This window comes from Pseudomonas sp. M1, from assembly GCF_022760135.1.
Classification (GTDB): Bacteria; Pseudomonadota; Gammaproteobacteria; order Pseudomonadales; family Pseudomonadaceae; genus Pseudomonas; species Pseudomonas citronellolis.
Map to the genome: position 1 here is coordinate 3,915,156 of NZ_CP094343.1, position 25,791 is coordinate 3,940,946.

Here is a 25,791-nt window from a genome sequence, read left to right on the forward strand (position 1 = left end):
GCGTAGCGGATCTTATCCGCGAACCGCGCCGGAAGGTCCGGCTATCGCGGATGAATCCGCTCCTACAAGGGCACGCCGTGCCTCGCGCAAACCTGTAGTAGCTGGCCCTGCCCGCGATTCGCGCGCAGGGCGCGCTCCTACAGGGGAATGGCGTGGGTGGCGCAGCGTAGGGGATCTTATCCGCAAACCGCGCCGGGACGTCCGGCTATCGCGGATGAATCCGCTCCTACAAGGGCACGCCGTGCCTCGCGCAAACCTGTAGGAGCGGGCCCTGCCCGCGATTCGCGCGCAGGGCGCGCTCCTACAGGGGAATGGCGTGGGTGGCGCAGCGTAGGAGCGGATCTTATCCGCGAACCGCGCCGGGACGTCCGGCTATCGCGGATGAATCCGCCAGGACATGCCGTGCCTCGCACAAACCCGTAGGAGCGGGCCCTGCCCGCGAATCGCGCGCAGGGCGCGCTCCTACAGGGGAATGGCGCAGGTGGCGCAGCGTAGGCGGATCTCATCCGCGAACCGCGCCGGAAGGTCCGGCTATCGCGGATGAATCCGCCAGGACATGCCGTGCCTCGCGCAAACCTGTAGGAGCGGGCCCTGCCCGCGATTCGCGCGCAGGGCGCGCTCCTACAGGGGAATGGCGCAGGTGGCGCAGCGTAGGAGCGGATTCATCCGCGATTACGCCAGCAGGGCCGGCGCCGGCTCCAGGACCAGGCTCCCCAGCGGCGGCAGGTCCAGCAGCAGCGAGTACGGCTGGCCGTGGGACGGCTCCGGGAGTGTCTCGCAGCGCTCGCGGCTGCCGGCATCGGAGCCGGCATAGCAGGCGCCGTCGGAGTTCAGCCGCACCTGCCAGGCGCCTTGCAGCGGCACCCCTACCCGATAGCCTTCGCGCGGCAGCGGCGTGAAGTTGTGCACCACCAGCAGCGGCGAGCGCTCGCGGTCCAGGCGCAGCCAGGCGTAGACGCTGTTGCGCTGGTCGTCGCCGATCAGCCAGTGGAAGCCTTCGGCGCTGTCGTCCAACTGGTGCAGCGCCGGCAGTTCGCGGTACAGGCGGTTGAGGTCGCGCACCAGCGTCTGCACGCCCAGGTGCTCGGCGTAGCGCAGCAGATACCAGTCCAGTTGGTCGTCGTGGTCCCACTCGCGCCACTGGCCGAACTCGCAGCCCATGAACAGCAGCTTGCGCCCCGGGTGCGTCCACATCAGGCTCAGGTACAGGCGCAGGTTGGCGAACTGGCGCCAGCGGTCGCCGGGCATCTTGCCCAGCAGCGAGCCCTTGCCGTGCACCACCTCGTCGTGGGAGATGGGCAGGATGAAGCGCTCGGTGAAGGCATAGAGCAGGCCGAAGGTCAGGCGGTGGTGGTGGTAGCCGCGGTACAACGGGTCCTCGCGGATGTAGGCCAGGGTGTCGTGCATCCAGCCCATGTTCCACTTGTGCGAGAAGCCCAGCCCGCCCTCGGCCACCGGCCGGCTGACGCCGGGCCAGGCGGTGGACTCCTCGGCGATCACCAGGGCGTCGGGCACCTCGGCGGCGACCACCTCGTTGAGGTGGCGGAGGAACTCGATGGCCTCCAGGTTCTCGCGCCCGCCGTGGCGGTTGGGGATCCACTCGCCTTCCTTGCGCGAGTAGTCGCGGTAGAGCATCGAGGCCACAGCGTCGACGCGCAGGCCGTCGACGTGGTATTCGCGCAGCCAGTGCAGCGCCGAGGCCAGCAGGAAGCCGTGCACCTCGGTGCGGCCGAGGTTGTAGATGTAGGTGTCCCAGTCCGGGTGGAAGCCCTCGAAGGGATGCGCGTATTCGTACAGCGCGGTGCCGTCGAACTGCCCCAGGCCGTGCGCGTCGGTGGGGAAATGCGCCGGCACCCAGTCGAGGATGACGCCGATCCCGGCCTGGTGGCAGCGTTCGACGAAGGCGGCGAACTGCGCCGGGCTGCCGTAGCGCGCGGTGGGGGCGAACAGCGACAGCGGCTGGTAGCCCCAGGAGCCGCCGAAGGGATGCTCCATGATCGGCATCAGCTCGACGTGGGTGAAGCCCATGTCCTGCAGGTAGGGGATCAGCCGCTCGGCCAGCTCGTCCCAGCTCGGCGGGCGGCCGTCGAGGGTCTGCCAGGAGCCGGCGTGCAGTTCGTAGATCGCCAGCGGGCTTTCCGCGCCCTGGCGGCTGCGCCGCTCGCTCATCCAGCGTTCGTCCCGCCAGTGCCGCGGCGCCGGGTCGGCCACCCGCGAGCCGGTGGCTGGCGGCCGTTCCGTGGCCAGCGCCACAGGGTCGGCCTTGAGCGGCAGCAGGCCGCCGGGGCCGAGGATTTCGTACTTGTAGATTTCCCCGGGTTGCAGGCGCGGCACGAACAGTTCCCACACGCCGCTGGGGTAGCGCAGGCGCATGGCGTGGCGGCGCCCGTCCCAGGCGTTGAAGTCGCCCACCACCGACACGCGCCGGGCATTGGGCGCCCACACGGCGAAGCGCACCCCGGCCACGCCGTCCACGCTCATGGCCTGGGCGCCGAAGCACTGGCCCAGGTGGCGGTGGTTGCCTTCGGCGAACAGGTACAGGTCGGTGTCGCCCAGCAGCGGGCCGAAGGCGTAGGGGTCCTCGGTGATCTGCTCGCCCTCGGGCCAGTGGATGCGCAGCAGGTAGGCCTGGCGCGCATCCAGGTGGGCGCTGAACAGGCCGCTGGCGTCCTGCTGCTCCATGGCCGCGAGGAATTCGCCCTCGCGGCCCAGCAGCTCGCAGGCGAAGGCCCCCGGCAACCAGGCGCGCACGCGCCAGCCGTCGCCCTCCGGGTGCGGGCCGAGGAAGGCGAAGGGATCGCCGTGCTCGGCCCGTTGCAGCCCTTGCAGGTGGTTGCGTTCGTCGTCTTGCGACGCCTGTGTCATGTCCTTCCTCCCAGCAGGTGGAGCGTCAGTTCCAGCATTCCCTGCAGCGGCACGGCGACCCAGTCGGGGCGGTGGCCGCTCTCGTAGACCACTTCGTAGGCCGCCTTCTCCAGGCTGAACAGCGCCAGGGCCGCGCCCTCCCCCTCGCGCCCGCGCCATTCGTGGGGCAGCCCGGCGGCGGCCAGGCGGTAGGCGTCGAGGAAGGCGTCGCGGGCGTCCGCGCGGTAGCGCTGGGCCACGGCGCGGCGCACCCGCACCGCTTCTTCCGAGACGTCGGCGCTCTGCAGGCTGCGCTCGGCCATGGCGGCGGCGTAGTCGAAGGAGCGCAGCACCCCGGCCACGTCCTTCATCGGGCTGTTCAGGGCCCGGCGTTCGGCCAGCGAGCGGTTGGGCTCGCCTTCGAAATCGATCAAGTAGGCATCCTCCTGCACCACCAGCACCTGGCCCAGGTGCAGGTCGCCGTGCACGCGGATCATCAGGCCGCCCTCGGCCAGCCGCGCCAGGTTGCCCACCGCCAGCAGCAGCTCGTCGCGCAGCTCCAGCAGGCGCGCGGCCTGGGCGCGGCCGCGCTCGTCCAGCCCCGGGGCGTCGTCCAGCGCCCGCAGGGCCTGCTCGACCTGGGCGCCGACGCCCTCCTGCCAGGCGCGGCTATCGGCCGGGGCGCTGCGCCGCGGGGCGAAGTCCGGCTCGTCCGCGCCGTCGGCCAGCACCTGGTGCATCTCGCCCAGGCGCCGGCCGAGGGTGGCGGCGAAGCCGCGCAGCTCGTCCAGGGCATCGAATTCCGGAGGCTGCGCGGTGCCGGCGGCCAGGGCCTCGCGGATGGCCCGTTCGAGGTTGTTCTGCGTCCAGGTCCAGGCGTCGCCCTGGTTGCTCAGGTAGCCCTGCAGCAGCATCAGGGTGTGCGTCTGCCCCTGCTCGTCCACCCGGCGCACCTCGCCCAGCAGCGGCGCGACGTTGGCGAAGCCGTGGCGGCTCAGGTAGGCGCCCATTTCCGCCTCCGGGTGCAGGCCGGGCGAGACGCGGCGCAGTACCTTGAGCAGCAGGCCGTCGCCGACCAGCGCCGAGGTGTTCGACTGGTCCGCGGCCAGCACCCGCACCGGGATGTCCTCGGCCAGTTCCAGCTCGGCCAGGCCGGGTTGCGGCAGGAACTGCACCTCGCCGCCGTCGCCGGCCAGGGTCGCGTTCTCGCGCAACAGGCGCAGCACCACGCGGCTAAAGCGCGGCAGGCTCAGGGCGTCGGTCAGCAGGCCGACGCGGCGGCCGCGGCGCAGCCGGGCCAGGGCCAGTTGCTGCGGCAGGTCGTAGCCGCTGCTGCTTTTTTCCGGCGCCGCGGCCAGGGGCAACTGGTAGCGCTCGTGCAGCTCGCCGTCGCGGTATTCCAGCTCCGCCAGCAACGGCGCGGCGTCATCCTCCTCCAGCGGCAGCGCGTAGAGCAGGCGCACGCTGCCGGCCTGCGCGCGGGCATGGGGGAACCAGCGTCGGCGCGGCAGGTAGCGCGGCAGCGAATCCTTCTCCAGCAGCTCGCGCGGGGCGCCGGCCATGATCTCTTCCAGGCGCTGGCCCAGCACCAGGGTCGGCAGTTCCGGCAGGCGTTCTTCCGGCTGGCGGTGCCAGGTGGGCATGCGCTGGGAGTCGGCCAGGTAGAACCAGTAGAAGCCGTAGGGCGGCAGGGTCAGCAGGTAGGTCAGCCGGCCGATCGGCGGGAAGGCCGCGCCGCCGAGCATCTCCAGCGGCACGCGGCCGTCGAACTCGGCCAGCTCCAGTTCCACCGCCTGGGCCGCGCCGGACAGGTTGGCCACGCACAGCAGGCTGTCCTCGCCCTCCTCGCCGCGGTACTGCCGCAGGTAGGCGAGGATGCGCCTGTTGCTCGGCGACAGCAGGGTCATGCTGCCGCGGCCGAAGGCCTTCTGCTGCTTGCGCACGGCGAGCATGCGCCGCGTCCAGTTGAGCAGCGAATGCGGGTCGCGCAGCTGCGCCTCGACGTTGACGCTCTGGTAGCCGTACAGCGGATCGAGGATGGCCGGCAGCACCAGGCTCGCCGGGTCGGCGCGGGAGAAGCCGCCGTTGCGGTCCACCGACCATTGCATGGGGGTGCGCACGCCGTCGCGGTCGCCCAGGTAGATATTGTCGCCCATGCCGATCTCGTCGCCGTAGTACAGCGTCGGCGTGCCGGGCATCGACAGCAGCAGGCTGTTGAGCAGCTCGATGCGCCGCCGGTCGCGCTCCACCAGCGGCGCCAGGCGCCGGCGGATGCCCAGGTTGATGCGCGCGCGGCGGTCGGCGGCGTAGTAGTTCCACAGGTAGTCGCGCTCGTCGTCGGTGACCATCTCCAGGGTCAGCTCGTCGTGGTTGCGCAGGAAGATCGCCCACTGGCAGTTGTCGGGGATGGCCGGGGTCTGGCGCAGGATGTCGCTGATGGGGAAGCGGTCTTCCTGGGCGATGGCCATGTACATGCGCGGCATCAGCGGGAAGTGGAAGGCCATGTGGCATTCGTCGCCGGGGCCGCCGTCGTCCATGCCGCCGAAATACGGGCGGGTGTCCTCCGGCCACTGGTTGGCCTCGGCCAGCAGCATGCGGTCGGGGTAGTGGGCGTCCAGCTCGGCGCGGATGCGCTTGAGCACCGCGTGGGTTTCCGGCAGGTTCTCGCTGCTGGTGCCCTCGCGCTCGATCAGGTAGGGAATGGCGTCCAGGCGCAGGCCGTCCACGCCCAGGTCGAGCCAGAAGCGCATCACCCCCAGCACGGCGCGCAGCACCTGCGGGTTGTCGAAGTTCAGGTCCGGCTGGTGCGAGTAGAAGCGGTGCCAGTAGTACTGCCCGGCCAGCGGGTCCCAGGTCCAGTTGGAGGTCTCGCTGTCGACGAAGATGATGCGGGTGCCGGCGTAGCGCTCGTCGCTGTCGGACCACACGTACCACTCCCGCGCCCGCGAGCCCTTCTTCGCCCGCCGCGCGCGCTGGAACCAGGGGTGCTGGTCGGAGGTGTGGTTGATCACAAGCTCGGTGATCACCCGCAGGTTGCGCGCATGGGCGGCGGCGATGAAGCGGCGCACGTCGGCCAGGCTGCCGTAGTCGGGATGCACGCCGCGGTACATGGCGATGTCGTAGCCGTCGTCGCGCCGCGGCGAGGGGTAGAACGGCAGCAGCCAGAGGGTGTTCACCCCCAGGTCGGCGATGTAGTCGAGCTTCTCGATCAGCCCGGGGAAGTCGCCGATGCCGTCGTTGTTGGCGTCGAAGAAGGACTTCACGTGCAACTGGTAGATGACCGCGTCCTTGTACCAGAGCGGGTCGTGCAGGAAGGGACGGGGCTTTCTCAGGCGTCTGGCCATGGGCGGACTCCTAGCGGCGCTGCGGGTGCAGGCGCCAGATGCCGAAGGGAAGGTGCCAGGGCTCGATGCGCATCCGTTGGCGTTTGCCGTACCAGGTCCACTGGTGGCCGTTCATCAGGTCCTCGCCGCCCATGGCGGCGTCGTCCGCCAGGCCGAACTCCCACAGCGGCAGCTCGAAGTCGGCCTCCTGGGCGTTGTCCGGGTCCAGGCACACGGCGACCAGCACGAAGTTGGCCAGGTCCGCGGTGCGCTTGCCGAAATAGAGGATGTTGTCGTTCCAGGCGTTGTAGGCCTGGAAGCCGAGGTGGCTGTGCAGCGCCGGGTTCTCCCGGCGGATGCGGTTGAGCCGGGTGATCTCGCCGACGATGTTGCCCGGCGCGCGGTAGTCGCGCTGGCGCAGCTGGTACTTCTCGGAGTCGGCGTATTCCTCGCGCCCGGGGATGGCCGCCGCCTCGCACAGCTCGAAGCCCGAATACATCCCCCACAGCCCCGAGCCGGTGGCCGCCAGCACGGCGCGGATGAGGAAGCCCGCGCGCCCGCTGCGCTGCAGGAAGAAGGGGTTGATGTCCGGGGTGTTGACGAAGAAGTTGGGCCGGTAGCAGTCGCGCCAGGGCGGCTGGTTCAGCTCGGCGAGGTATTCCTGCAATTCCTGCTTGGTGTTGCGCCAGGTGAAGTAGGTGTAGCTCTGGCTGAAGCCGAGCTTGCCCAGGCGCGCCATCATCGCCGGGCGGGTGAAGGCCTCGGCCAGGAAGATCACCTCGGGGTGCAGGTGGCGCACCTCGGCGATCAGCCATTCCCAGAACGGCAGCGGCTTGGTGTGCGGGTTGTCGACGCGGAACAGCGTCACGCCCTGGGCCACCCAGCCCAGCACCACCTCCAGCAGCGCCAGCCACAGCGAGGGCACGGCGTCGGCGGCGTAGAAATCGACGTTGACGATGTCCTCGTACTTCTTCGGCGGGTTTTCGGCATGGCGGATGCTGCCGTCGGCGCGCCAGCTGAACCAGCCGGGGTGCCGGCGCAGCCAGGGGTGGTCCGGCGAGCACTGGATGGCGAAGTCCAGGGCCACCTCCAGGCCGTGGGCGCGGGCGTCGGCCACCAGCGCGCGGAAGTCCTCCAGGCTGCCCAGCTGCGGGTGCACGGCCTCGTGGCCGCCCTCCTCGGCGCCGATGGCGTAGGGGCTGCCGGGGTCGTCCGGGCCGGCCTGCAGGCTGTTGTTGGGGCCCTTGCGGTGGGTGCGGCCGATGGGGTGGATGGGCGGGAAATACAGCACGTCGAAGCCCATGGCGGCGATTTCCGGCAGGCGCCGGCGCACGTCCTCGAAGCGCCCGTGCACGCCCGGCTGCGCGCCCTCCGAACGCGGGAACAGCTCGTACCAGCTGGCGAAGCCGGCCAGCGGCCGCTCCACCTCCAGGCTCAGCAGCGGGCTGCGCACGCGGTGCAGGCGCGGCTCCACTCGTTGCATCAGTTCCAGGGTGGCCGGGGCCAGCAGCAGGGCCACGCGGCCGTCGCGGGCCTGCTCGGCGGCGAGCTGGCCCAGCAGGGCGTCCAGTTGCGCGGCGGGTTCGCCCTGGGCGCCCTGCCGCGCCTCGCGCAGCAGTTGCTCGCCTTCGCTGAGTTCCAGCTCGACGGCCTGGCCGGCGGCGTACTTCTTCTCCAGGTCGTGGCGGAAGCTGGCGTAGCGGTCCAGCCAGGCCTGGATGACGAACTGGATGCGCCCCTCGTGGGGCGGCAGCAGCTCGGCGCGCCACAGGTCGTTGCCCTGCCAGACCAGCGGCAGGCTGCGCCAGACCTCTTCCGGCTCCAGGCGCCAGGTCACTTCGGCGCCCAGTTGCTCGTGGCCGTCCATGAAGATGCGCGCGCTGACCGGGCAGCCCCGGCCGGCGATGGCCTTGGCGGCGAAGCGCCCGCCCTCGACCTGGGGCTCGATGCCCTCGATGGCGATGCGCGGCGCCTTGGCCGCGGCGCTGGCGCGCCCCTGCAGGTCCGGATTCATCGCTGCGCCCTCCTCGCCAGGCGATCGCATGTTCGTCGTCGGCCGCAACCTGCGGCCCCATGCTTTCCGAGGCCGGGCCCGCCGGCAAGTTCAGACTTTTCGCCGGCGGGCCGGCTCAGCGCGGGGCGCGCCGCCGGCCGCTGCTCTTGCGCGGCGCCGGCGCCTCTCCGGCCTTGCCCCTGGGCGCCGCTTTGCCGCCGCCCCCGGCGTTGCCGCGCAGGCTGCGCCGCAGCAGGTCGGTGAGGTCGATGATGTCGGCGCCCTCCCCGGTTTCCGACGCCTCGGCGCCGGGCACTTCCTCGAGTTGGCCCTTGGCGGCCTTCTGCTCGACCAGGGCGTGGATCTCGTCGCTGAAGCTGTCCTTGAAGGCCGCGTCGTCCCAGGCCTGGCTCATGTCTTCCACCAGGCGCGTGGCCATCTCGCGCTCGCGCTTGTCCAGGTCGACGTCGTCCAGCTCCAGGCCCAGTTCGTCCACCGAGCGCACCTCGCCCGGCCAGCGCAGCGTCATCAGCAGCAGCGCCTCGCCGTCGGCAAGCAGCGCCGCCAGGTGCTGGCGGCTGTGCAGCACCAGCTGGCACACCGCGACCTTGCCGCTGCGCGCCAGGGTCTCGCGCAGCAGCACGTAGACCTTCTCGCCGCGCCGCTCGGGGCTCAGGTAGTAGGGCGTGTCGAAGTACGCCAGCGGAATCTCGCCGCGCTCGACGAAGCGCAGGATGTCGATGGTCTGGGTGGCCCGTGGGCGCGCCGCGCGGATTTCCGCCTCGCTGAGCACCACGTAGCGGCCCTTCTCGTATTCCACGCCTTTGACTATCTGCTCCTTGGGCACCTCCTTGCCGGTCACCTTGTTCACCCGCTTGTAGCCCACCGGCTCCAGGCTGCGGGCGTCCAGCCAGTCGAAGTCGGTGCCGCCGGAGCGGCTGGCGCTGTTCAGCCCCACGGGGATGTGCACCAGGCCGAAACTGATCGCGCCCTTCCAGATCACGCGCGCCATGCATGCCTCCTACAGTGAGATGCCGTCGTCGAAGCGGACGCGGCCGTCCGCCGAAATGTCGCGGATGCGCGCCAGCATGCGCCGGGCCGCATCCTCGGCCTGGGCCTCGTTGCGGCTGCCGGGGGCGAACACCCAGAGCACCTGCACCGCCGCGCCCTCGCGCTTGGGCTGGTATTCGATCAGCCCGACGTAGGCGCCGCCGCTGCGCATGGCGTCGGTCCAGGCGCTGCTGTCGTCGAATTCACGGAACATGGTGATCCTCCGCGGTCTTGTGCGGCGCCCGCGGCCGCTCGAACAGGCGCGGCAGGCTGTGCAGAACCAGCAGCGCCAGCAGGGTGCCGAGCACCGCGGTGGCGGAATGGCCGCGGCCCACGCAGATGCCGATGGCGGTGCTCAGCCACAGCCCCGCCGCCGTGGTCAGCCCCTTCACCCGCGCGGTGTCGGCGCCGCCCTTGAGGATGGTGCCGGCGCAGAGGAAGCCGATGCCCGCGGCAATGCCCTGGATCACCCGGCTGATGGCGTCGTCGCCGGCGCCGCCCTCGCTCATGGCCATGACGAAGAGCGCGGCGCCCAGGGTGACCAGCATGTGCGTGCGCAGCCCGGCGGCCTTGCCCCGGGCCTCGCGCTCGTAGCCCAGCAGGCCGCCGAGCAGCGCGGCGAGCGCCAGGCGGAAGCAGGCGCGGGTGATCTGCTCCAGCTCGCGCAGGTCGGAAAACTCCGCCAGCAGGGCCGCGGCGATGCGCGACAGGGTCTCCATGGGCTTCTCCGCGAAGGGCCGTTGCAGGTGCAGACTGCCGCGCCGGCCGATGGTTTGAACGATTTCCCCGGCGGTAGCGCCGGCACTACCGCCCGGCGGATCGTCCGCGCATTCGCCCGCCGCGCCTGTCCAACCCCGGCAAGCGTCGAACACCAAAGGAATGCGCCATGAACAGCCGCGACGACAACGACTTCGCCCAGGCCTACGAACAGGCCCTGACCGAAGTGGCCCTGCCCGCCTTCGCCGCCGCCGGCGAGTACGCCCGCGCCCACGGCCTGCTCTGCCACGTGGGCCTGCACCGTGGCGCCGGCGGGCTCTCCGAGCTGGGCCTGCACGCCCGCCGCCCCGGCGAGGGCCTGGACTGCCGCTGCCTGATCAGCGCCGAGCCGCAGAGCGCCAGCCTGGTGCACGAGAACCACTACGGCGGGCGCAGCGAGCCGGAGCGCATCGTCGGCCCGCTGGCCTCGCTCAACCGCATGGTGCTGGACACCCGCCTGCAGGCCTTCTTCCAGACCGGCTTCGGCCTCAGCCCGGACTACCTGGCGCGCCGCCACGGCGGCGGCTTCTGGTAGACCCTAGGCGCCGCCCAGCGGCACCTTCCAGATGTCCTCGGCGTACTCGCGGATGGTGCGGTCGGAAGAGAACCAGCCGACCCGCGCGGTGTTCAGCACCGCCGCCCGCCACCAGCGCGCCGGCTCGCGCCACAGCGCCTCGACGCGCTCCTGGGCCTGCCAGTAGGCCTCGAAGTCGGCGCAGAGCATGAACCTGTCGTCGTGGCGCAGCCCCTCCACCAGGGCCGCGTAGCGGTTGGCGTCGTCCGGCGAGAACACCCCCGAGCCGATGGCCTTCAGGGCTTCCTGCAAGCGCGGCGAGGCGGCGATCTCGCCGGCCATCGACAGCTCGCCGGCGTGCTTGCGGGCCTCCACCTGCTGGGCGGTGAGGCCGAAGATGAACAGGTTCTCCAGGCCGATGCGCTCGGACATCTCGACGTTGGCGCCGTCCAGGGTGCCGATGGTCAGCGCGCCGTTCAAGGCGAACTTCATGTTGCTGGTGCCCGAGGCCTCCAGGCCCGCGGTGGAAATCTGCTCGGACAGGTCCGCCGCCGGGATGATGGCCTCGGCCAGGCTGACGTTGTAGTTGGGGATGAACACCACCTTGAGCAGGCCGCGCACGGTGGGGTCGTCGTTGACGATGCGGGCGACGTCGTTGGCCAGCTTGATGATCAGCTTGGCCTGGTGGTAGCTGGGCGCGGCCTTGCCGGCGAAGATCTTCACCCGCGGCACCCGCGGGGTGGCCGGGTCGTTGCGGATGTCCTGGTACAGCGCCACGGCGTGCAGCAGGTTGAGCAGCTGGCGCTTGTACTCGTGGATGCGCTTGACCTGCACGTCGAACAGCGCCTCGACGTCCAGGCGGATGCCCAGGCGCTCCTCCACCAGCCGCGCCAGGCGTGCCTTGTTGTGCCGCCGCTGCTGGGAGAAGCCGCGCTGCACCGCGGCGTCGCCGGCGTGGGCCTCCAGGGCGCGCAGGCGCGTCTCGGGGTCGTCGAGCAGTTCGCGGCCGAGGAACTCGCAGAGCAGCCCGGTCAGCTCCGGGTTGGTCTGGAACAGCCAGCGGCGGAAGGTCACGCCGTTGGTCTTGTTGCTGATGCGCCCCGGGTACAGGCGGTGCAGGTCGCGGAACACCGTCTCGCGCATCAGTTCGGTGTGCAGCGCGGAGACGCCGTTGACGCTGTGCGAGCCGAGGAACGCCAGGTTGCCCATGCGCACCCGCCGGCCGTTGTCTTCCTCGATCAGCGACACCGCGCGCAGCAGGGCGAAGTCGTGGATGTCCTTGGCGCGCAGCGCGTCGATGTGGAAGGCGTTGATCAGGTAGATGATCTGCATGTGCCGCGGCAGCATGCGCTCCATCAGCCCCACCGGCCAGGACTCCAGGGCCTCGGGCAGCAGCGTGTGGTTGGTGTAGGACAGCGTCGCCACGGTCAGCTCCCAGGCCTGCTCCCACTGCAGGTAATGGTCGTCCAGCAGCAGGCGCATCAGTTCGGCCACGGCGATGGCCGGGTGGGTGTCGTTGAGCTGGATGGCCACCCGCGCCGGCAGGCTGGCCAGCGCCAGGCCCTGGCCCAGGTGGCGCTGCAACAGGTCCTGCAGCGAGGCGCTGACGAAGAAGTATTCCTGGCGCAGGCGCAGCTCCTGGCCGGCCTCGGTGCTGTCCGCCGGGTAGAGCACCCGCGAGATGCTCTCGGCGCGCGCCGTGTCGGCCACCGCGCCGAGGTGGTCGCCGGCGTTGAAGCGGTCGAGCTTGAGGGTTTCCTCGCCGCGGGCGCGCCACAGCCGCAGGGTGTTCACCCCGGCCCGCCGCCAGCCGACGATGGGCATGTCGTAGGCCACCGCGCGCAGGCGTTCCATGGGTTCCCAGTGCTGCCGCGCGCTGCCGTCGCCGCCGTCGATGGCGTACACGCTGCCGCCGAAGCCGATGCTGATGCTGCATTCCGGGCGCTCGAACTCCCAGGGGTTGCCGAAGTCCAGCCAGGTCTCCGGCTGCTCCTGCTGCCAGCCGTCGGCGATGCTCTGGCGGAACAGCCCGTGCTCGTAGCGGATGCCGTAGCCGTAGGCGGGGATGTCGAGGGTCGCCATGCTCTCCATGAAGCACGCCGCCAGGCGGCCCAGGCCGCCGTTGCCCAGGGCCGCGTCGGGCTCGGCCAGGCGCACCTGCTCCAGGTCCACGCCCAGTTGCAGCAGGGCCTCGCGGGCGATCTCCAGCAGGCCGAGGTTGCTCAGGTTGTCGATCAGCAGGCGGCCGATGAGGAACTCCAGCGACAGGTAGTAGACGCGCTTGCGCTGGCCGCGGTCGATGCTGCGGCTGGCCTCGTCCCAGCCGTCGACGATGTAGCGCCGCGCGGCCAGCGCCACGGCCTCGAACCAGTCGTGGGCGTAGGCGTCGGCGGCGTCCTTGCCGACGTCGTAGCGCAGTCGCGTCAGCACTTCCTGCTTGAAGGTTTCCACCTGTTCGGGAACGGGGGTGCTGGAGCCGTGCATGGCGTGTTCTCCGTGGTTCGCCTTGGGAAAAGGGCGGCGCCGGCGGCCGCCTCGTGTATCTAGGCCCGGTGCGCCGGCCAGAGTTCAGGTGTTTTCCCCGCCCGGGGCGGCCGTCCGTCCGAATCGCTGAACACCGCCCGGCGCCGCGGCCTCTCCCGAACGAACCCCGCAGTGAAGCGGCCGCGAAAGGAGAAGAGCGATGCCCCGAGGCAGCAAAGACAAGTACACCGACAAGCAGAAGCGCAAGGCCGAACATATCGAGGAAAGCTACGAGGAGCGTGGCGTGTCCAGGGACGAGGCCGAAGCGCGGGCCTGGGCCACCGTCAACAAGCAGTCCGGCGGCGGCGAGCGCGCCGGCGGCTCGGGCCAGAAGAAGAGCCCAACGGCCAAGGCCGAGTCGCGGCGTTCCTCGGCGCGCCGCGCGGTGGCCACCAAGCACGGCGTGCCGCGCCCCGGCCAGCGCCTGGAGGCGATGAACAAGCAGCAGCTGCTGGAGCGCGCGCGCCGGCAGAACATCCGCGGGCGCTCGTCCATGCGCAAGCAGGAGCTGATCGAGGCCTTGCGCAAGGCCTGATCCCTGGCCCCTGGCGCTGCATTGCGCCAGGGGCCGGGCGTCTCAGCCGTTGACCACGGTTCCGCCGTTGACGTGCAGCACCTGGCCGCTCATGTACGAGGAGTCGGAACAGGCCAGGTAGACGTAGGCCGGGGCCAGTTCGTCGGGCTGGCCAGGCCGCCCCATCGGGGTGTTGCTGCCGAACTCCGCCACCTCCTCGGCGCTGAAGGTCGAGGGGATCAGCGGCGTCCAGATCGGCCCCGGGGCTACGGCGTTGACGCGGATGCCGCGCTGCACCAGGTTCAGCGCCAGGGAACGGGTGAAGGAAGTGATGGCGCCCTTGGTCGAGGAATAGTCGATCAGCCTGGGGTTGCCCTTGTAGGCGGTGATCGAGGTGGTGTTGACGATGGCCGCGCCCTCGCCCATCAGCGGCAGCAGCGCCTTGGTCAGCTGGAACATGCCGAAGATGTTGGTGCGGAAGGTGCGCTCCCACTGTTCCTCGCTGATGTCTTCGAGGGAGTCGGCCGGGTGCTGTTCGCCGGCGTTGTTCACCAGCACGTCCAGCCTGCCCCAGCGCGCCTTCAGGCGCCGCGCCACCTCGGCGCAGAAACCGGCATCGGCGACGTCGCCGGCCAGTTCCAGGCAGTGCCGGCCGCAGACCTCGATCAACTGGCAGGTCTTGGTCGCGTCCTCGGTTTCCTCCAGGTACAGCAGCATCACGTCGGCGCCCTCGCGGGCGAAGGTCAGCGCCACGGCGCGGCCGATGCCGCTGTCGCCGCCGGTGACCACCGCCACCTTGCCCTCCAGCTTGCCGGCGGCGCGGTAGCTTTCCGAGGCGAACTCCGGCGGCGGCTGCATGATCTCCTCGCGGCCGGGCTGCCGGTCCTGGTGCTGGGGCGGTAGTTTCTCGCTCATGGTGGCTGTCCTCCGGTGCGTGGGTCGGTAGCGCGGGCCGTCAGCCGCGCGGCGGCAGGGTCTCGCCGCAATGGCAGTGCGGGTCCTGGCAGTGCTTCTCGCCATCGGGATGGCCGTCCGCGCAGGCCTGGCAGCAATAGGCGCGGCCGTCGGCGAACACGGCCGCCGCGCCCAGGCTGCACTGGCAGCCGGGGCAGGCGCAGGGTTGGTCGCTCATGGCAGGTCTCCTCCGCTTCGTGGCGCGGGGCCGCAGCCCCGCCGGTCACTGGGTTCGGCCGGCTGGGGGCGGCGGAGTTCAGCTTTTCCCGCCAGCGGCCCGCCGGCTGCGCGCATTTCGCTGCTGCTATTCGCCTGCCTGTGGAGCCAGGGAGCTTCGTGGTTGCGCATCATGCCGAGCGATCCCCTCTCCCGCTTGCGGGGGAGGGTTAGGGAGGGGGAGCGGAGTCAGGGTTGGCAGAGGTGTGTCGGCGAAGTCCGTTGCCCTCACCCCAGCCCTCTCCCAGAGGGAGAGGGAGCCGTTCGGCGTGGGCGATGAATTCGCAGTCGTCCTGAGACTTCGTCAGTGACGTAGGGCGAATAACCGTTCGCGGTTATCCGCCGATACACCGAGGTCATGGCCAACGCCCAGATCACCCCGGAGCTGCTGGAAACCAAGGCCAAACGGCGGATAACGCCATAGGCGTTATGCGCCCTACAGCCCGGACGTAGGAGCAACTGTGAAGTGCTTTTCGTAGGATGGGTTGAGCCTTGGCGAAACCCATGCGGTCGTGGCGATGGGTATCGCTTCGCTCAACGCCATCCTACGAAAAGCGTGCTTCCTGGAACCGTAGGAGGACGCCTAAGCTTCCTTCGTCAGTGACGTAGGGCGTATAACCGTTCGCGGTTATCCGCCGATACACCGAGGTCATGGCCAACGCCCAGATCACCCCCGGAGCTGCTGGAAACCAAGGCCAAACGGCGGATAACGCCATAGGCGTTATGCGCCCTACAGCCCGGACGTAGGAGCAACTGTGAAGCGCTTTTCGTAGGATGGGTTGAGCCTTGGCGAAACCCATGCGGTCGTGGCGATGGGTATCGCTTCGCTCAACGCCATCCTACGGATTGTGTTTGCGGACGTAGGAGCGGACTCCGTCCGCGGCCCGGCCGGCCTCAGCGCTCCTCGCCCAACTGCTGCCACATCCGCCGCGTCAGGCGTTGCCGGGTCTCGCCCCAGCTCACCCAGGGGTCATCCTCGCCCTTCAGCGCCAGGCGCTCGTCGATGTTGCCCAGGTTCCAGGCATTGGCGCCGCGCAACGCATCCAGCTCGCCCTCGGCCACCGGCACCGACACCGGCAGGCCTTCGCGGGCGCGGACCGACCAGGCGCACACGGTGCTGGCGCCGCGGCTGTTGCGCAGGTAGTCGACGAAGATCCGCCCGACGCGGTTCTTCGGCCCGGATACGGCACTGAAGCGATCCGGCATCTGCCTGGCCAGGTGGCGGGTGATGGCGTGGGCGAAGTCCTTGACCTCGTCCCAGCCATGGCGGCGCTCCAGCGGCACCAGGATGTGCATGCCCTTGCCGCCGCTGGTCTTGAGGAAGCAGGCCAGGCCCAGTTCGTCGAGCACTGCGAGGGTCAGTCTGGTGGCCTCGATCATCCGCGCCCAGGGCAGGCTGGGGTCGGGGTCCAGGTCGAGGACGAAGCGGTCGGGGTGCTCCAGGTCGTCCACCCGGGCGTTCCAGGTGTGCAGCTCGACCACGCCCATCTGCGCGGCGCCGGCCAGGGCCTTGGCGGTGGCGATGCGCAGCAGCGGCGCGTGGCCCGGGTCCAGGCGCGGGTCCAGCTGTTCCACGCCGGGCATGGCGTTGCGCGAGGCGTGGCGCTGGAAGAACACTTCGCCGCCGACGCCGTCCGGGGCGCGCAGCAGCGACACCGGGCGGTCGCCGAGCCAGGGCAGGATGCGCTCGGCGGCCTTCTCGTAGTAGCGCGCCAGGTCCAGCTTGCGCAGGCCGCTGGCGGCGTCGATCACCCGCTCGGGGTGGGTGATGGCCACGCCGGCCACCTTCGCGTCGTCCTTCGCCGCCTTGCGCGGGCGTTTCGCCGCGGGCTGCGCGCTCTCCCCGGCCGCCGGCTTCGCGCGTTCCTCGACTATCGCCTCGGCGGGCTTGTCGTTGCGCAGGCCGTGGAACACCGCGTGGCGCACCAGGCCCTCACGGGTCATTTCGGCGAAAGCCACTTCGCAGAGCCGCTCGGGGCGCAGCCAGGTCACGCCCTGGAAGGCCTGGCCGCGCGGCGGCGAGGCCAGCGGGCAGGTCTTGCTGGCCAGCGGGCGCAGGTTGTCGTGCACCCGCTTGAGGGTGGCGGCATCGAAGCCGGTGCCCACCTTGCCGGCGTAGCGCAGCTCGCCCTGGTCATCGTGCAGGCCCAGCAGCAGCGCGCCGAAATGCCGGCGGCTGCCCTTGGGCGGGGTCAGGCCGAGGATGACGAATTCCTGGCGGCGCTTGCACTTGAGCTTGATCCAGTCGGTGGAGCGGCGCTCGACATAGACGCTGCCGGCGCGCTTGCCAATCAGCCCTTCCAGGCCCAGGCGGCAAGCGCTGTCGAGGATGCTGCGCGGGTCGTCGGTGAAATCCTCCGAGTAGCGCAGGCGGTCGCTGGCATTGTGCTTCAGCAACCCGGCCAGCATGGCGCGGCGCTGCTCCACGGGCTGCCGGCGCAGGTCCTCGCCGTCCAGCCAGAGCAGGTCGAACAGGGTGTAGCGCACCTCGTCGCTGGCGCCGACGTCGAAGGCGTTCTGCAGGCGCTGGAAGTCCGGGCGGCCCTCCTCGTCCACCACCAGGATCTCGCCGTCGAGCCAGGCGGACTGCAGCGGCAGGGCGCGCAGCGCGGCGCAGATGTCCGGCAGGCGCTCAGCCCAGTCGTGGCCGTTGCGCGTCTGCAGGCGCACCTCGCCCTTTTCCACCCGCGCCAGGATGCGGTAGCCATCGAGCTTCAGCTCGTAGCGCCAGTCGCCCTCCGGGGGCGCATCCAGCAACGTGGCCAATTCCGGGGAGATGCGCTCGGGCATGGCGCCGGCCTTGGCGGCCTTGCGGCGCGGCGCCTTGGCCGCGGCGGCGCGCCTGGGCGGCTCGGCCGGCTTTTGCGCCGGCGCCGCCTCGCCGGGCAGCGTCCGCCCGCTGAGCACGCTCTGCGGCGCCTCGGCGAGGATGTCGTGGCGGGGGAAGTCGCGGGCCTGGTCGTCGCGCCCCTTGACCAGGAACCACTGTGGCTTGCGCCCGGCCATGCGGGTGCGGATGAGGTTCCAGCTGCCGTGCAGCTTGCTGCCTTCCAGGCGGAACTTCAGGTGGCCGTTCTCCAGGCCCTGCCGCGGGTCGCCCAGGGGCTGCCAGCGGCCGTGGTCCCAGACGATGACGTCGCCGGCGCCGTAATGGCCCTCGGGAATGTGGCCCTCGAAGCCGGCGTATTCCAGCGGGTGGTCCTCCACCTCGATGGCCAGGCGCTTCACCGAAGGGTCCAGGCAGGGCCCCTTGGGCACCGCCCAGCTCTTGAGCACGCCATCGAGTTCCAGGCGGAAGTCGTAGTGCAGGTGGCTGGCGTCATGCTTCTGGACGACGAATTCCAGTTCCCCGGCCTGGTGTCCGGGGGCCTCGCCGCGCGGCTCCGGCGTGCCGCTGAAGTCACGGCGGCGGGCGTACTCCTCCAGGCTCGGCGTATCACTGGCCATGGGCGTTTCCTCCGCGGCGGGCCGCTTCAGCGTTCTTCCTCGTCAGTGTCCGGCGGCGACACCTGGTCGGTCCAGGGCTTGCCGTCCAAAGGCGCGGAGCGGCCCAACTCGGCCTCGTCCAGGCCGATGCCGCCGCCGATCTCCTCCTCGCCCACCACCCGCAGTTCGCGGTCCACCGGGGTTTCGTCGGCGGGCTCGAGTTCGGACTCGGTGCCCTCGTCCAGCAGCGTCTCCGGGGCCAGGTCGTCGCTGTCCACGTGGTCCTCGTACTCGCCGTCGACCAGGGTCTCGCCGCCGGTCATGCCCATCTCGGCAGCCCGCTGCGGCGGGAACTCCTCGTTCACTTCGCGGCGCGGACGCTCGTCGCCGATGCGGCCCGCGGCGCGCTCGTCCTCGAAATCCAATTCGCGCACCGAGCCCATGCGGTCCTCGGTGTCGTCGATTTCCTGCGGCTGGCTGTGCTTGCGATCGTCGCTCATGGCCTTCTCCTCTTGCTGAGCGCCGCCCTGTCCGGCCACCTACGGGCCGCGCGCGGCGCATGGGCCTCAGGGGGAAATGGGGTCGCTGGCGGGGAAGGTTTCTTCCAGGGAGTGGTCCAGTTGCCGTTCCTGCGCCTTCTTCAGCTTGCCGCTGTCGGCGCAGGGGCATTCGGGGTCCTTGCACTGGCGGTCCCCGGGGTGGCCCTGGGCGCAGGCCTGGCAGCAGAAATAGCGGTCGCCCTCGCGCACGGCGGCGGCGTCCAGCTCGCAGATGCAGTTGGGGCAGGCACAGATATCGGGTTTCATTTCCAGGCTCCTCCGTGCGTCAGCTCTACCTCGGTTGAGCCGGACGCAAGCGGGGAGTTCAGCTTTTCCCGCGGGCGACGCCGCCGCGCCTCAGGCGGCGGCGTAGGTGCGGATCAGCTCCTGACCCAGGCTTTCCACCTGCTCGGCGGTGCAGAGTTCCTCGCCGCTGATGCCCACCACCGTGGTGGGCGCCCTGCCCTGCGACGGGTGGCGCAGGCTGATGGCGTAGCAGCCATCGAGCTGGCGGCAGCAGTTGAAGCGGAACCCCGGATGGTTGTGCTGCAACAAGGCTTCGATTTCGCCACGAGTGAAATGCGTCATACGGATACCCTCCCCGGGAAAAAGCCCCTCTTTGGGGAAAAGGTAGCGCCGGTCGCCAGCGAAAAAAGGCTGGCAGGACGCCATCCTTTGGCCATGCAGAATGCCTGATCGGCGAAAGCGCTCCACGGGTCATCCACTTAGCGCGGGCCGCGGACCTGCGCGCCGCTTTCTTGTCGCCCAAAAAAGCGTCGAGCCCGACGAGCGGTAGGCGCCATGGGGCGTTACCGGTACCCGGGTACCAACCGCCATCGAGGCCCGGCCGGCAGAGGCGCGCCTGGATTGCATTTCGCCACCACCCGGGCATGCAGTAAGGCGCCGGGCGAGCCCGCCGCTTTGCAATGCGCAAGCATCAAAGGGCCATCTATTCAGCTGAAAGTTCAACGTAAACAGCCGCTTAGGAATAGCGGCACGGGCGGAACGATTGCTGCAAAGGCATCGGCTACCCAACCAACACACAGGGAGTACGTCATGCCTGCCATTTCCAACGCCGCCATCGAATACCTGCAGAACCAGTTCCGCGCCTATGCCCCGCAATTCTCCTACCGCCCCGACGGCTCGGTGCTGATGGACCTGCACGACGCCAACGGCGAGCGCATCGCCCTGCGCGTGCTGCACAAGGAAGAGCAGGAAAACGACGTCCTGCTGAACAATCTGGTGGAGCGCATCCGCCGCGACCTGATCACCGAGCAGGGCCCGCTGCAGCCGGACAACGTCGACTGGTTCCTCAAGCGTATCGAGCTGCGCACCTTCGTCCCGGGCAACTACCGGCACCGGCCACGCAAGATAGTGGTAGCCGGCGAGCGCCTGCGCGCCCTGGCCGAGCGCAACCCGCGCTGGTAACCCCCCTGCCCCGCCGCCGGCATGCGCCGGCGGCGGGGCCTGCGCTCAATGCGGCCGCGCCACCGCCCGCAGCAGGTTGGCGCCCAGCTTGTCGGCGTTGCAGCTGGCGACGTTGGCCAGGGACACCACGCCCACCAGGCGTTTCTGCCGGTTCACCACCGCCAGGCGGCGCTTCTCGATCTGCCCCATGTTCCTGGCCACGTGGTCCAGCTCCTCGTCGTCGAAGCAGTAGCAGACGCCGGGACTCATCACCTCGCTGACCGCCGTGCGCCCGTCCAGGCCATCGGCCAGGCCGCGCACCACCAGGTCGCGGTCGGTGACCACGCCGGTCATGCGCTCGCCCTCGCCGACGATCAGGGCGCCGATGTCCGCCTGGCGCATCAGCAGCGCCGCCTCCTGCAGGGTGGTGGCCGGGTCGATGGTGCGGACTTCGCGGCTCATGACTTCGCTGACTTTCATCGCTGTTCTCCTCAAGGGTGGACTCACCTGTGTGGAAAGTCCGTCGCCGCCAGGGTTCGAAGAATCTGCCCGGGCGTCAGGCGTGCACCGTCCACTGGCAGGTGGAATCGGCGATGGGCATGGCGTCCACCCGCTCGACCAGGCCGCAGGCGATGGCTTCCTGCGCCCCGAGGATGCGCGGGTAGGCCATCAGGTAGCTGGGAATGTCCAGGCGCTCCGCCGCGCCGCGGGTGCGCTCGTCGACGATGTCGGCGTAGAGCTTCAGGTCGTAGTCCAGGCTCATGGCGTATTCCGCCATGCGCGCATGGTCCACCGCGCCGTGCAGCGACCAGTGGAAGGGGTGGAACAGGAACTTGCTGTACAGGCATGCGGTGCGCACCTGGCCGGCGAGGAACAGGATGTTGCCCATGGATTCGACTGTGCCGAGGTTGTGGGTGTCCACCTGCACCGGCAGCGAGAGCAGGTAGTTGTAGAGGGTGAAGCCGTAGCTGCAGTCGCCGCCCATGGTGGCGATGTTCAGCTGCAGGTGGCTGGCGCCCTGCTGCAGAGCGCGGGTGCAGGTGCTGATGAGGTTGCCGCAGGTGGAGGAGTTGATCGGGCCGGTGAAGTGGATGATGTGGGTGGACATGGGGGCTCCTGGGGGCGTGGGTCGCTGGGCTGGACTCTCTGGTGAGTCGCGGGGGTGGGTGGGGGAGCCATTGGGGCGACGAATGGTGGTGAGGTGTAGTTCCGTCCTTCACTTCGTCATTCCCGCGAACGCGGAACCCAGTGGCTTGGGGGCTCGGTGTAGCGCGCCGCTCCGAGTCTGCCCGACCGTCTTGTTTCGCCCCCTCGGGCGAGTCCCTTTTGTCAAACGCCACAAAAGGAACCAAAAAGGCTTGCCCCGCCATACGGGCCCGATGGAGCCGGGCTACCCTCACGAACTCCCCCGCCACGGAGGCCCGCCCCGAGGGTACGTCCCTGTAGCCCATCGGGGCTCTCGCGACATCCATGTCGCATGACCTCCTGAGCGCCGGTTTCGCTCGGCCTGCTGAAGGGGCGTTTCGGAGTGCGCGGATGTTTCGCTGGAAATCCGAATCGCGGACAAGGTCCGCTCGGTTCCAGGAAGCACGGGCGTAGGACCTTGTCCGCGATTGGACTCAACGCCCCCGCCGGACACTCCGGTGGCACGAACGGCCCCCTCTCCCGCTTGCGGGAGAGGGCTGGGGTGAGGGTGCTCTTGACCCCGACCGCCGGCGTTATCCGCCGGATCGCGGACAGAGTCCTCCTACGCTGCCCCACCCGCGCCATTCCCATGTAGGAGCGCGCCCTGCGCGCGATTCGCGGGCAGGGCCCGCTCCTACAGTTCCAGGAAAGCCCCGTAGGATGGGTTGAGCGAAGCGATACCCATCACCACGGCAGCATGGGTATCGCAAGCTCAACCCATCCTACGAAGAGCACCTCGGCGCAAGACAGTTGCTCCTACATCTCCGGCAAACACCACACCCCGTAGGATGGGTTGAGCGAAGCGATACCCATCGCCACCACCGCATGGGTTTCGCAGGCTCAACCCATCCTACGAAAAGCGACTCGGTGCAGCAGGCAAGACGGTTGCGCCTACGGCTCCAGGAAGCACCGGCGTAGGAGCGGACCTTGTCCGCGATTGGACTCGTCGGCTACGCCAACCCCACCGGCGCCTGGCTGTTCTCTTCCAGCAACTCGACCACCACCTCCCGCAACGCCTCATCCACATCGCCGCCACGCGCCAGGTGGCGGCGAAAACTGCGAACCTGCCGCACCGCGCTGCCACCCTCGCGGATCAGCCGGCAGGCATGGGCATAGGCCCATTCGTTGCCGGCACGCGCCGCTGTCCCACACTGCCCCCAAGCCAGCGCCAGCCACCGCGCCAGGTCCACGCAATCCCCATCGGCCAGCAGAAAGCGCGCCCGGCAACCGTGGCGCTGGGCCTGCCAGTAGTTCTCCGCCAGCAGCGCCCGCAGCCGGTGCGGCTCCTCTGCGTCGGCATCGGCCATGGCCTGGGTGAGCAGCGCGCGGAACAGCCCGGCGATGCACAGCGCATCGGCCAGGCGCGGGCAGGCGTCGCTGATGCGCAGTTCCAGGGTCGGGTAGCGTGCCGAGGGCCGGACGAACCACCAGGCGTGGCCCGGCTCGCGCATCAGGCCCCGGGTGTGGAGCAGCTTCAGGTAGGCCTGGTAGGCCGGCTCGTCGTCGAACCAGGGCGGGATGTCCATGCGCGGCCACTGCCCGGACAGCGCCCGGCGGTAGCTCGCCAGCCCGGTGTGGCGGCCCTGCCAGAACGGCGACGAGCAGCTCAGCGCCAGCAGCAGCGGCGCCCAGGGCAGCACCCGGTTCATCAGCGCCACCCGGTCCAGCCCCGGCGGCACTTCCACGTGCACGTGCAGGCCGCACAGCAGGCTGTTGCGGGCCGGCTGCACGTAGTCCTCGAACAGGGCGCGGTAATGCGCCGGCTCGCTGGGCGCAGCGTCGGCGAGGCGGCTGAACGGGTGCGCGCCCACCACCAGGCTGCGCAGGCCGTGGGCCTGGGCCAGCTCGGCCAGCTGCGCGCGGCCGCGGGCGAGGAAGGCCGCGGCCTCGCCCAGCTGGCGGAACACCGGGCTGACCAGTTCCGCCTGGCACTGGAACATCTCCTCGGCGAAGCAGTTTCCCAGCGCCCGGCGGCAGGCCTGCACCCATTCGGGCGGGACCTGCCGGGCCAGGTCGAGGCTGGCGCCGTCGACGAGGAAGGCCTCTTCCTCGATGCCGAAGCGGGCCGGTGGGTGGGCGGGCGTCGCGACCATGGGGATCCCTGCCGGAAGGGTTACAGGATCGACGCCGCGGCCCCGTCCGGGGTTCCGTTTTTCCCACGCGCAGCCGCTGGTGCCGATCGTTGAAACCTTCGCCGCCGGCGCCACTCGCAATGTTCAGGAACTATCGCCAGAGGAGCCGCCCCATGAACCTGCCCTGCACTCCGCCCCGCGAAGAGGCGGTCGATGCCCGTTCGCTGCACAGGGCGCTGCTCCATGCGCCCCTGGAGCACCTGACGGCGGCCGAAACCTTCCTCGACCGGCAGCTGCGCCAGGCGGCCGAGCTGCCCGTCGACCTGCCCGACACCCCGGCGGCCTGGCCGCAGTGGCTGGACGCGCGGGCCGCCCGCACCGCGCGGGACTATGCCCGGTACCTGGCCGAGCGGCATGCCGGCGCGCCGCGGCGCTACTTCCGCAACCGCGCCCACGCGCTGCACTTCCTGCGCGGCGTGGCCCCCACCAAGCTGGTGGACGGCGCCTGGCTGTATGGCGTGCTGGGCCATGCCGGCGACGCCCGCCTGCTGCCCCTGCTGCATACCTACCTGGAGGAACTCGGCCGCGGCGTGGCCGCCAGCAACCACGTGCTGATCTACCGCCACCTGCTGGAAAGCCTGGGCTGCGCCGGCGCGGCCGAGCTGTCCGCCGAGCACTACGTGCAGGGCGCGGTGCAACTGGCGCTGGGCTGCCTGGCCGGGCAGCGCCTGCCCGAGCTGATCGGCTACAACCTGGGCTACGAGCTGCCGCCGCTGCACCTGCTGGTGACCACCTGGGAGCTGCAGGAGCTGGGCATCGACGCCACCTACTTCCGCCTCCACGTGACCATCGACAACGCCAGCTGCGGCCACGCCCGCCGGGCCTTGCAGGCGCTCTACAACCACCTGCCGGACAAACCGCGGCGCCGGGCCTTCCTCGCCCGGGTGCGGGCCGGCATGGGGCTGAACGACGTCGGTCTGTCCAGCACCCAGGTGATCGACGGCTTCGACCTCGACCGCGAGCTGCTGGCCATGCTGGAGCGCAAGCAGCCCTTCGCCCGCCACCTGCACAGCGACCGCACGCGCATCCAGGGCCGCACCCTGAACCAGTGGCTGGCCGCGCCCTGGGGCGTGGCCGCGCTGCTGCGGGCGCTGCAGCAGGAGGGCTGGATCCGTCGCGACGCCGACCCGGCGCACAGCCGCTTCTGGCGCCTGGTCAGCGGCCCCGACGCGGCCATGTTCGGCGTCTTCGATGGCTATGAGCAGCAGCTGCTGCACGACTGGATCGCCGGCAGTTGGTCGCCTCCGCACGCCCCTGGCCGGCGCTCGCCGCAGCCGGTGGCGCTGGAAGCGGCGCCGGCCGACCTCGACGAGGAAGAACGCCGGCTGCGCCGCGAACTGGCCCAGCTGGCGCCGCACCAGCGCCGCCGGCACCTGCTGCCGCTGTTGGCCCCGCAGCGCCACTGGACACCGCTGGGCCTGCTGGCCACCCGCCTGTTCAGCCAGGACCTGGGGGTGGCGCCATGACGCCGCTGCCGCCACGCCTGGAAGCCCTGCTGGCGCTGGGGCAGCGCCTGCGCGGGGAAGGCTACGCCTTCGTCACCGTGAGCCCGGCCACCCACGCGCGGGTCAATGCTCGCGAGGAAAACGCCCTGGCCCGCGACCTGCGCGACATCTTCGGCTGGAGCCGGCCCTTCGCCGAGGACCTGCTCGAGCGCTCGCTGTTCTCCCTGCTGGCGGCCGCCGACCTGTTGCAGTGGGACGGCCGCCACTGGCACAGCAAGGTGCGCTGGTCGAGCCTGGAGGACCAGCTGTTCGCCCATTCGGCCTACCCCACCGAGGCGGCCGAGGCGGTGTTCTTCGGCCCCGACACCTACCGCTTCGCCCGCGCCATCGCCCAGCACCTGCGCACGCTGGACAGCCGCGACATCCATCGCGCGGTGGACATCGGCTGCGGCGCCGGGCCCGGCGCCATCCTCCTCGCCGGGGCCTGCCCGCAGGCGGAGATACATGCGGTGGACATCAACCCCCACGCCCTGGCCTTCACCCGCGTCAACGCGCTGCTGGCCGAGGCGCCGCAATTGCAGGTGCGCCGCAGCGACCTGCTGGAGGGCCTGGCCGGCGACTTCGACCTGATGGTCGCCAACCCGCCCTACATGCTCGACGCGGCCCAGCGCACCTACCGCCACGGCGGCGGTTCCCAGGGCGCGGAGCTGTCGTTGCGCATCCTCGAAAACGCCCTCGGCCGCCTGGCGCCCGGCGGCAGCCTGCTGCTCTACACGGGCGCCGCGGTCATCGACGGCGAGGCGCCGCTGTGGCGCCAGGCGAGCCGGCTGCTGGCGGCCCGCCCCGGCTGGGAATGGCGCTACGAGGAACTGGACCCGGACGTGTTCGGCGAAGAGCTGGAAGTGCCCGCCTACCGCCAGGTGGAACGCATCGCCGCGGTGCTGCTGACCTTGCGGCGCCTGGCCTGAAG

21 protein-coding genes are annotated in these 25,791 nt (G+C 70.4%); 5 read left to right on the plus strand and 16 right to left on the minus strand.

Annotated features, from left to right (window positions below; all coding sequences use genetic code 11):
- Positions 1-672: 672 nt before the first annotated feature.
- From glgB to PM1_RS17320, 6 genes are all read right to left on the minus strand, one after another.
- The gene (gene glgB / locus PM1_RS17295; protein ID WP_009619823.1) at positions 673-2,865 is read right to left on the minus strand and encodes a 1,4-alpha-glucan branching protein GlgB; all 2,193 of its coding nucleotides are present in this window, start codon (positions 2,863-2,865) and stop codon (positions 673-675) included.
- Complete coding sequence (treS, locus tag PM1_RS17300) at positions 2,862-6,188, minus strand: maltose alpha-D-glucosyltransferase (protein ID WP_009619822.1); 3,327 nt, start codon at positions 6,186-6,188, stop codon at positions 2,862-2,864. Before treS ends, glgB begins: the two co-directional genes overlap by 4 nt.
- Before the next feature lie 10 nt (positions 6,189-6,198).
- Positions 6,199-8,181, minus strand: a complete 1,983-nt coding sequence (locus PM1_RS17305; protein ID WP_009619821.1) for an alpha-1,4-glucan--maltose-1-phosphate maltosyltransferase — start codon at positions 8,179-8,181, stop codon at positions 6,199-6,201.
- 115 nt (positions 8,182-8,296) lie between these two features.
- Positions 8,297-9,172, minus strand: a complete 876-nt coding sequence (gene ku / locus PM1_RS17310) for a non-homologous end joining protein Ku (RefSeq protein WP_009619820.1) — start codon at positions 9,170-9,172, stop codon at positions 8,297-8,299.
- A gap of 9 nt (positions 9,173-9,181) precedes the next feature.
- A complete protein-coding gene (locus PM1_RS17315) occupies positions 9,182-9,424 on the minus strand; it encodes a hypothetical protein (RefSeq protein ID WP_009619819.1) in 243 nt (80 codons plus the stop codon).
- Positions 9,414-9,929, minus strand: coding sequence for an MgtC/SapB family protein (locus tag PM1_RS17320; protein WP_009619818.1), 516 nt, complete (start codon positions 9,927-9,929; stop codon positions 9,414-9,416). The genes PM1_RS17315 and PM1_RS17320 overlap by 11 nt, the downstream gene beginning before the upstream one ends.
- Positions 9,930-10,096: 167 nt before the next feature.
- Here PM1_RS17320 and PM1_RS17325 point away from each other — a divergent pair, with 167 nt between their 5' ends.
- Positions 10,097-10,501 carry a hypothetical protein gene (locus tag PM1_RS17325; RefSeq protein ID WP_009619817.1) on the plus strand — a complete coding sequence of 135 codons (405 nt, stop codon included), beginning with the start codon at positions 10,097-10,099 and terminating at the stop codon, positions 10,499-10,501.
- Between the two features lie 3 nt (positions 10,502-10,504).
- Here the strand turns inward: PM1_RS17325 and PM1_RS17330 are convergent, their stop codons facing one another.
- Positions 10,505-12,964 (minus strand): glycogen/starch/alpha-glucan phosphorylase, encoded by a 2,460-nt coding sequence (locus PM1_RS17330; protein ID WP_009619816.1) that lies wholly within the window; start codon positions 12,962-12,964, stop codon positions 10,505-10,507.
- Positions 12,965-13,163: 199 nt separating this feature from the next.
- Here PM1_RS17330 and PM1_RS17335 point away from each other — a divergent pair, with 199 nt between their 5' ends.
- Complete coding sequence (locus tag PM1_RS17335; RefSeq protein ID WP_009619815.1) at positions 13,164-13,538, plus strand: Rho termination factor N-terminal domain-containing protein; 375 nt, start codon at positions 13,164-13,166, stop codon at positions 13,536-13,538.
- 42 nt (positions 13,539-13,580) lie between these two features.
- Here PM1_RS17335 and PM1_RS17340 read toward each other — a convergent pair whose 3' ends face one another.
- From PM1_RS17340 to PM1_RS17365, 6 genes are all read right to left on the minus strand, one after another.
- Positions 13,581-14,432: an SDR family oxidoreductase gene (locus PM1_RS17340; protein WP_009619814.1), complete on the minus strand. Its 852-nt coding sequence runs from the start codon at positions 14,430-14,432 to the stop codon at positions 13,581-13,583.
- Positions 14,433-14,472: 40 nt separating this feature from the next.
- On the minus strand, positions 14,473-14,649 hold the full coding sequence (locus PM1_RS17345) for a metallothionein (protein WP_009619813.1): 177 nt from the start codon (positions 14,647-14,649) through the stop codon (positions 14,473-14,475).
- Between the two features lie 932 nt (positions 14,650-15,581).
- Entirely contained in the window at positions 15,582-18,134 is a 2,553-nt protein-coding gene (gene ligD / locus PM1_RS17350) for a DNA ligase D (protein WP_009619812.1), read from the minus strand.
- A 26-nt stretch (positions 18,135-18,160) separates the two neighbouring features.
- On the minus strand, positions 18,161-18,613 hold the full coding sequence (locus tag PM1_RS17355; RefSeq protein WP_009619811.1) for a hypothetical protein: 453 nt from the start codon (positions 18,611-18,613) through the stop codon (positions 18,161-18,163).
- Between the two features lie 66 nt (positions 18,614-18,679).
- A complete protein-coding gene (locus PM1_RS17360) occupies positions 18,680-18,919 on the minus strand; it encodes a metallothionein (RefSeq protein WP_009619809.1) in 240 nt (79 codons plus the stop codon).
- Positions 18,920-19,009: 90 nt separating this feature from the next.
- Complete coding sequence (locus PM1_RS17365; RefSeq protein WP_009619807.1) at positions 19,010-19,240, minus strand: hypothetical protein; 231 nt, start codon at positions 19,238-19,240, stop codon at positions 19,010-19,012.
- A 468-nt stretch (positions 19,241-19,708) separates the two neighbouring features.
- Between PM1_RS17365 and PM1_RS17370 the strand changes: the two genes are divergently transcribed.
- Positions 19,709-20,080, plus strand: coding sequence for a DUF3509 domain-containing protein (locus tag PM1_RS17370; protein WP_009619806.1), 372 nt, complete (start codon positions 19,709-19,711; stop codon positions 20,078-20,080).
- Positions 20,081-20,125: 45 nt separating this feature from the next.
- Here the strand turns inward: PM1_RS17370 and PM1_RS17375 are convergent, their stop codons facing one another.
- The 3 genes from PM1_RS17375 to PM1_RS17385 form a co-directional block, all read right to left on the minus strand.
- Positions 20,126-20,539 carry a CBS domain-containing protein gene (locus PM1_RS17375; protein WP_009619804.1) on the minus strand — a complete coding sequence of 138 codons (414 nt, stop codon included), beginning with the start codon at positions 20,537-20,539 and terminating at the stop codon, positions 20,126-20,128.
- A gap of 76 nt (positions 20,540-20,615) precedes the next feature.
- Positions 20,616-21,167, minus strand: coding sequence for an ATP-dependent Clp protease proteolytic subunit (locus PM1_RS17380; RefSeq protein ID WP_009619802.1), 552 nt, complete (start codon positions 21,165-21,167; stop codon positions 20,616-20,618).
- Positions 21,168-22,194: 1,027 nt separating this feature from the next.
- The gene (locus PM1_RS17385; protein WP_009619800.1) at positions 22,195-23,337 is read right to left on the minus strand and encodes a carboxylate-amine ligase; all 1,143 of its coding nucleotides are present in this window, start codon (positions 23,335-23,337) and stop codon (positions 22,195-22,197) included.
- 152 nt (positions 23,338-23,489) lie between these two features.
- On the opposite strand from PM1_RS17385, the gene PM1_RS17390 reads away from it, so the two are divergent.
- Both PM1_RS17390 and PM1_RS17395 read left to right on the plus strand, forming a co-directional pair.
- Complete coding sequence (locus PM1_RS17390; RefSeq protein ID WP_009619798.1) at positions 23,490-24,842, plus strand: iron-containing redox enzyme family protein; 1,353 nt, start codon at positions 23,490-23,492, stop codon at positions 24,840-24,842.
- Positions 24,839-25,789, plus strand: a complete 951-nt coding sequence (locus PM1_RS17395; RefSeq protein WP_009619797.1) for a N5-glutamine methyltransferase family protein — start codon at positions 24,839-24,841, stop codon at positions 25,787-25,789. The genes PM1_RS17390 and PM1_RS17395 overlap by 4 nt, the downstream gene beginning before the upstream one ends.
- Positions 25,790-25,791 lie beyond the last annotated feature (2 nt).

Coding starts and splice junctions, on each gene's coding strand:
- PM1_RS17345 (WP_009619813.1), bottom strand. CDS start 14,649: ATGAGCGACCAACCCTGCGCCTGCCCCGGCTGCCAGTGCAGCCTGGGC.
- treS (WP_009619822.1), bottom strand. CDS start 6,188: ATGGCCAGACGCCTGAGAAAGCCCCGTCCCTTCCTGCACGACCCGCTC.
- PM1_RS17380 (WP_009619802.1), bottom strand. CDS start 21,167: ATGTCCACCCACATCATCCACTTCACCGGCCCGATCAACTCCTCCACC.
- PM1_RS17320 (WP_009619818.1), bottom strand. CDS start 9,929: ATGGAGACCCTGTCGCGCATCGCCGCGGCCCTGCTGGCGGAGTTTTCC.
- PM1_RS17330 (WP_009619816.1), bottom strand. CDS start 12,964: ATGCACGGCTCCAGCACCCCCGTTCCCGAACAGGTGGAAACCTTCAAG.
- PM1_RS17340 (WP_009619814.1), bottom strand. CDS start 14,432: ATGAGCGAGAAACTACCGCCCCAGCACCAGGACCGGCAGCCCGGCCGC.
- PM1_RS17305 (WP_009619821.1), bottom strand. CDS start 8,181: ATGAATCCGGACCTGCAGGGGCGCGCCAGCGCCGCGGCCAAGGCGCCG.
- ku (WP_009619820.1), bottom strand. CDS start 9,172: ATGGCGCGCGTGATCTGGAAGGGCGCGATCAGTTTCGGCCTGGTGCAC.
- PM1_RS17365 (WP_009619807.1), bottom strand. CDS start 19,240: ATGACGCATTTCACTCGTGGCGAAATCGAAGCCTTGTTGCAGCACAAC.
- PM1_RS17325 (WP_009619817.1), top strand. CDS start 10,097: ATGAACAGCCGCGACGACAACGACTTCGCCCAGGCCTACGAACAGGCC.
- ligD (WP_009619812.1), bottom strand. CDS start 18,134: ATGGCCAGTGATACGCCGAGCCTGGAGGAGTACGCCCGCCGCCGTGAC.
- PM1_RS17315 (WP_009619819.1), bottom strand. CDS start 9,424: ATGTTCCGTGAATTCGACGACAGCAGCGCCTGGACCGACGCCATGCGC.
- PM1_RS17335 (WP_009619815.1), top strand. CDS start 13,164: ATGCCCCGAGGCAGCAAAGACAAGTACACCGACAAGCAGAAGCGCAAG.
- PM1_RS17355 (WP_009619811.1), bottom strand. CDS start 18,613: ATGAGCGACGATCGCAAGCACAGCCAGCCGCAGGAAATCGACGACACC.
- PM1_RS17375 (WP_009619804.1), bottom strand. CDS start 20,539: ATGAAAGTCAGCGAAGTCATGAGCCGCGAAGTCCGCACCATCGACCCG.
- glgB (WP_009619823.1), bottom strand. CDS start 2,865: ATGACACAGGCGTCGCAAGACGACGAACGCAACCACCTGCAAGGGCTG.
- PM1_RS17385 (WP_009619800.1), bottom strand. CDS start 23,337: ATGGTCGCGACGCCCGCCCACCCACCGGCCCGCTTCGGCATCGAGGAA.
- PM1_RS17395 (WP_009619797.1), top strand. CDS start 24,839: ATGACGCCGCTGCCGCCACGCCTGGAAGCCCTGCTGGCGCTGGGGCAG.
- PM1_RS17390 (WP_009619798.1), top strand. CDS start 23,490: ATGAACCTGCCCTGCACTCCGCCCCGCGAAGAGGCGGTCGATGCCCGT.
- PM1_RS17360 (WP_009619809.1), bottom strand. CDS start 18,919: ATGAAACCCGATATCTGTGCCTGCCCCAACTGCATCTGCGAGCTGGAC.
- PM1_RS17370 (WP_009619806.1), top strand. CDS start 19,709: ATGCCTGCCATTTCCAACGCCGCCATCGAATACCTGCAGAACCAGTTC.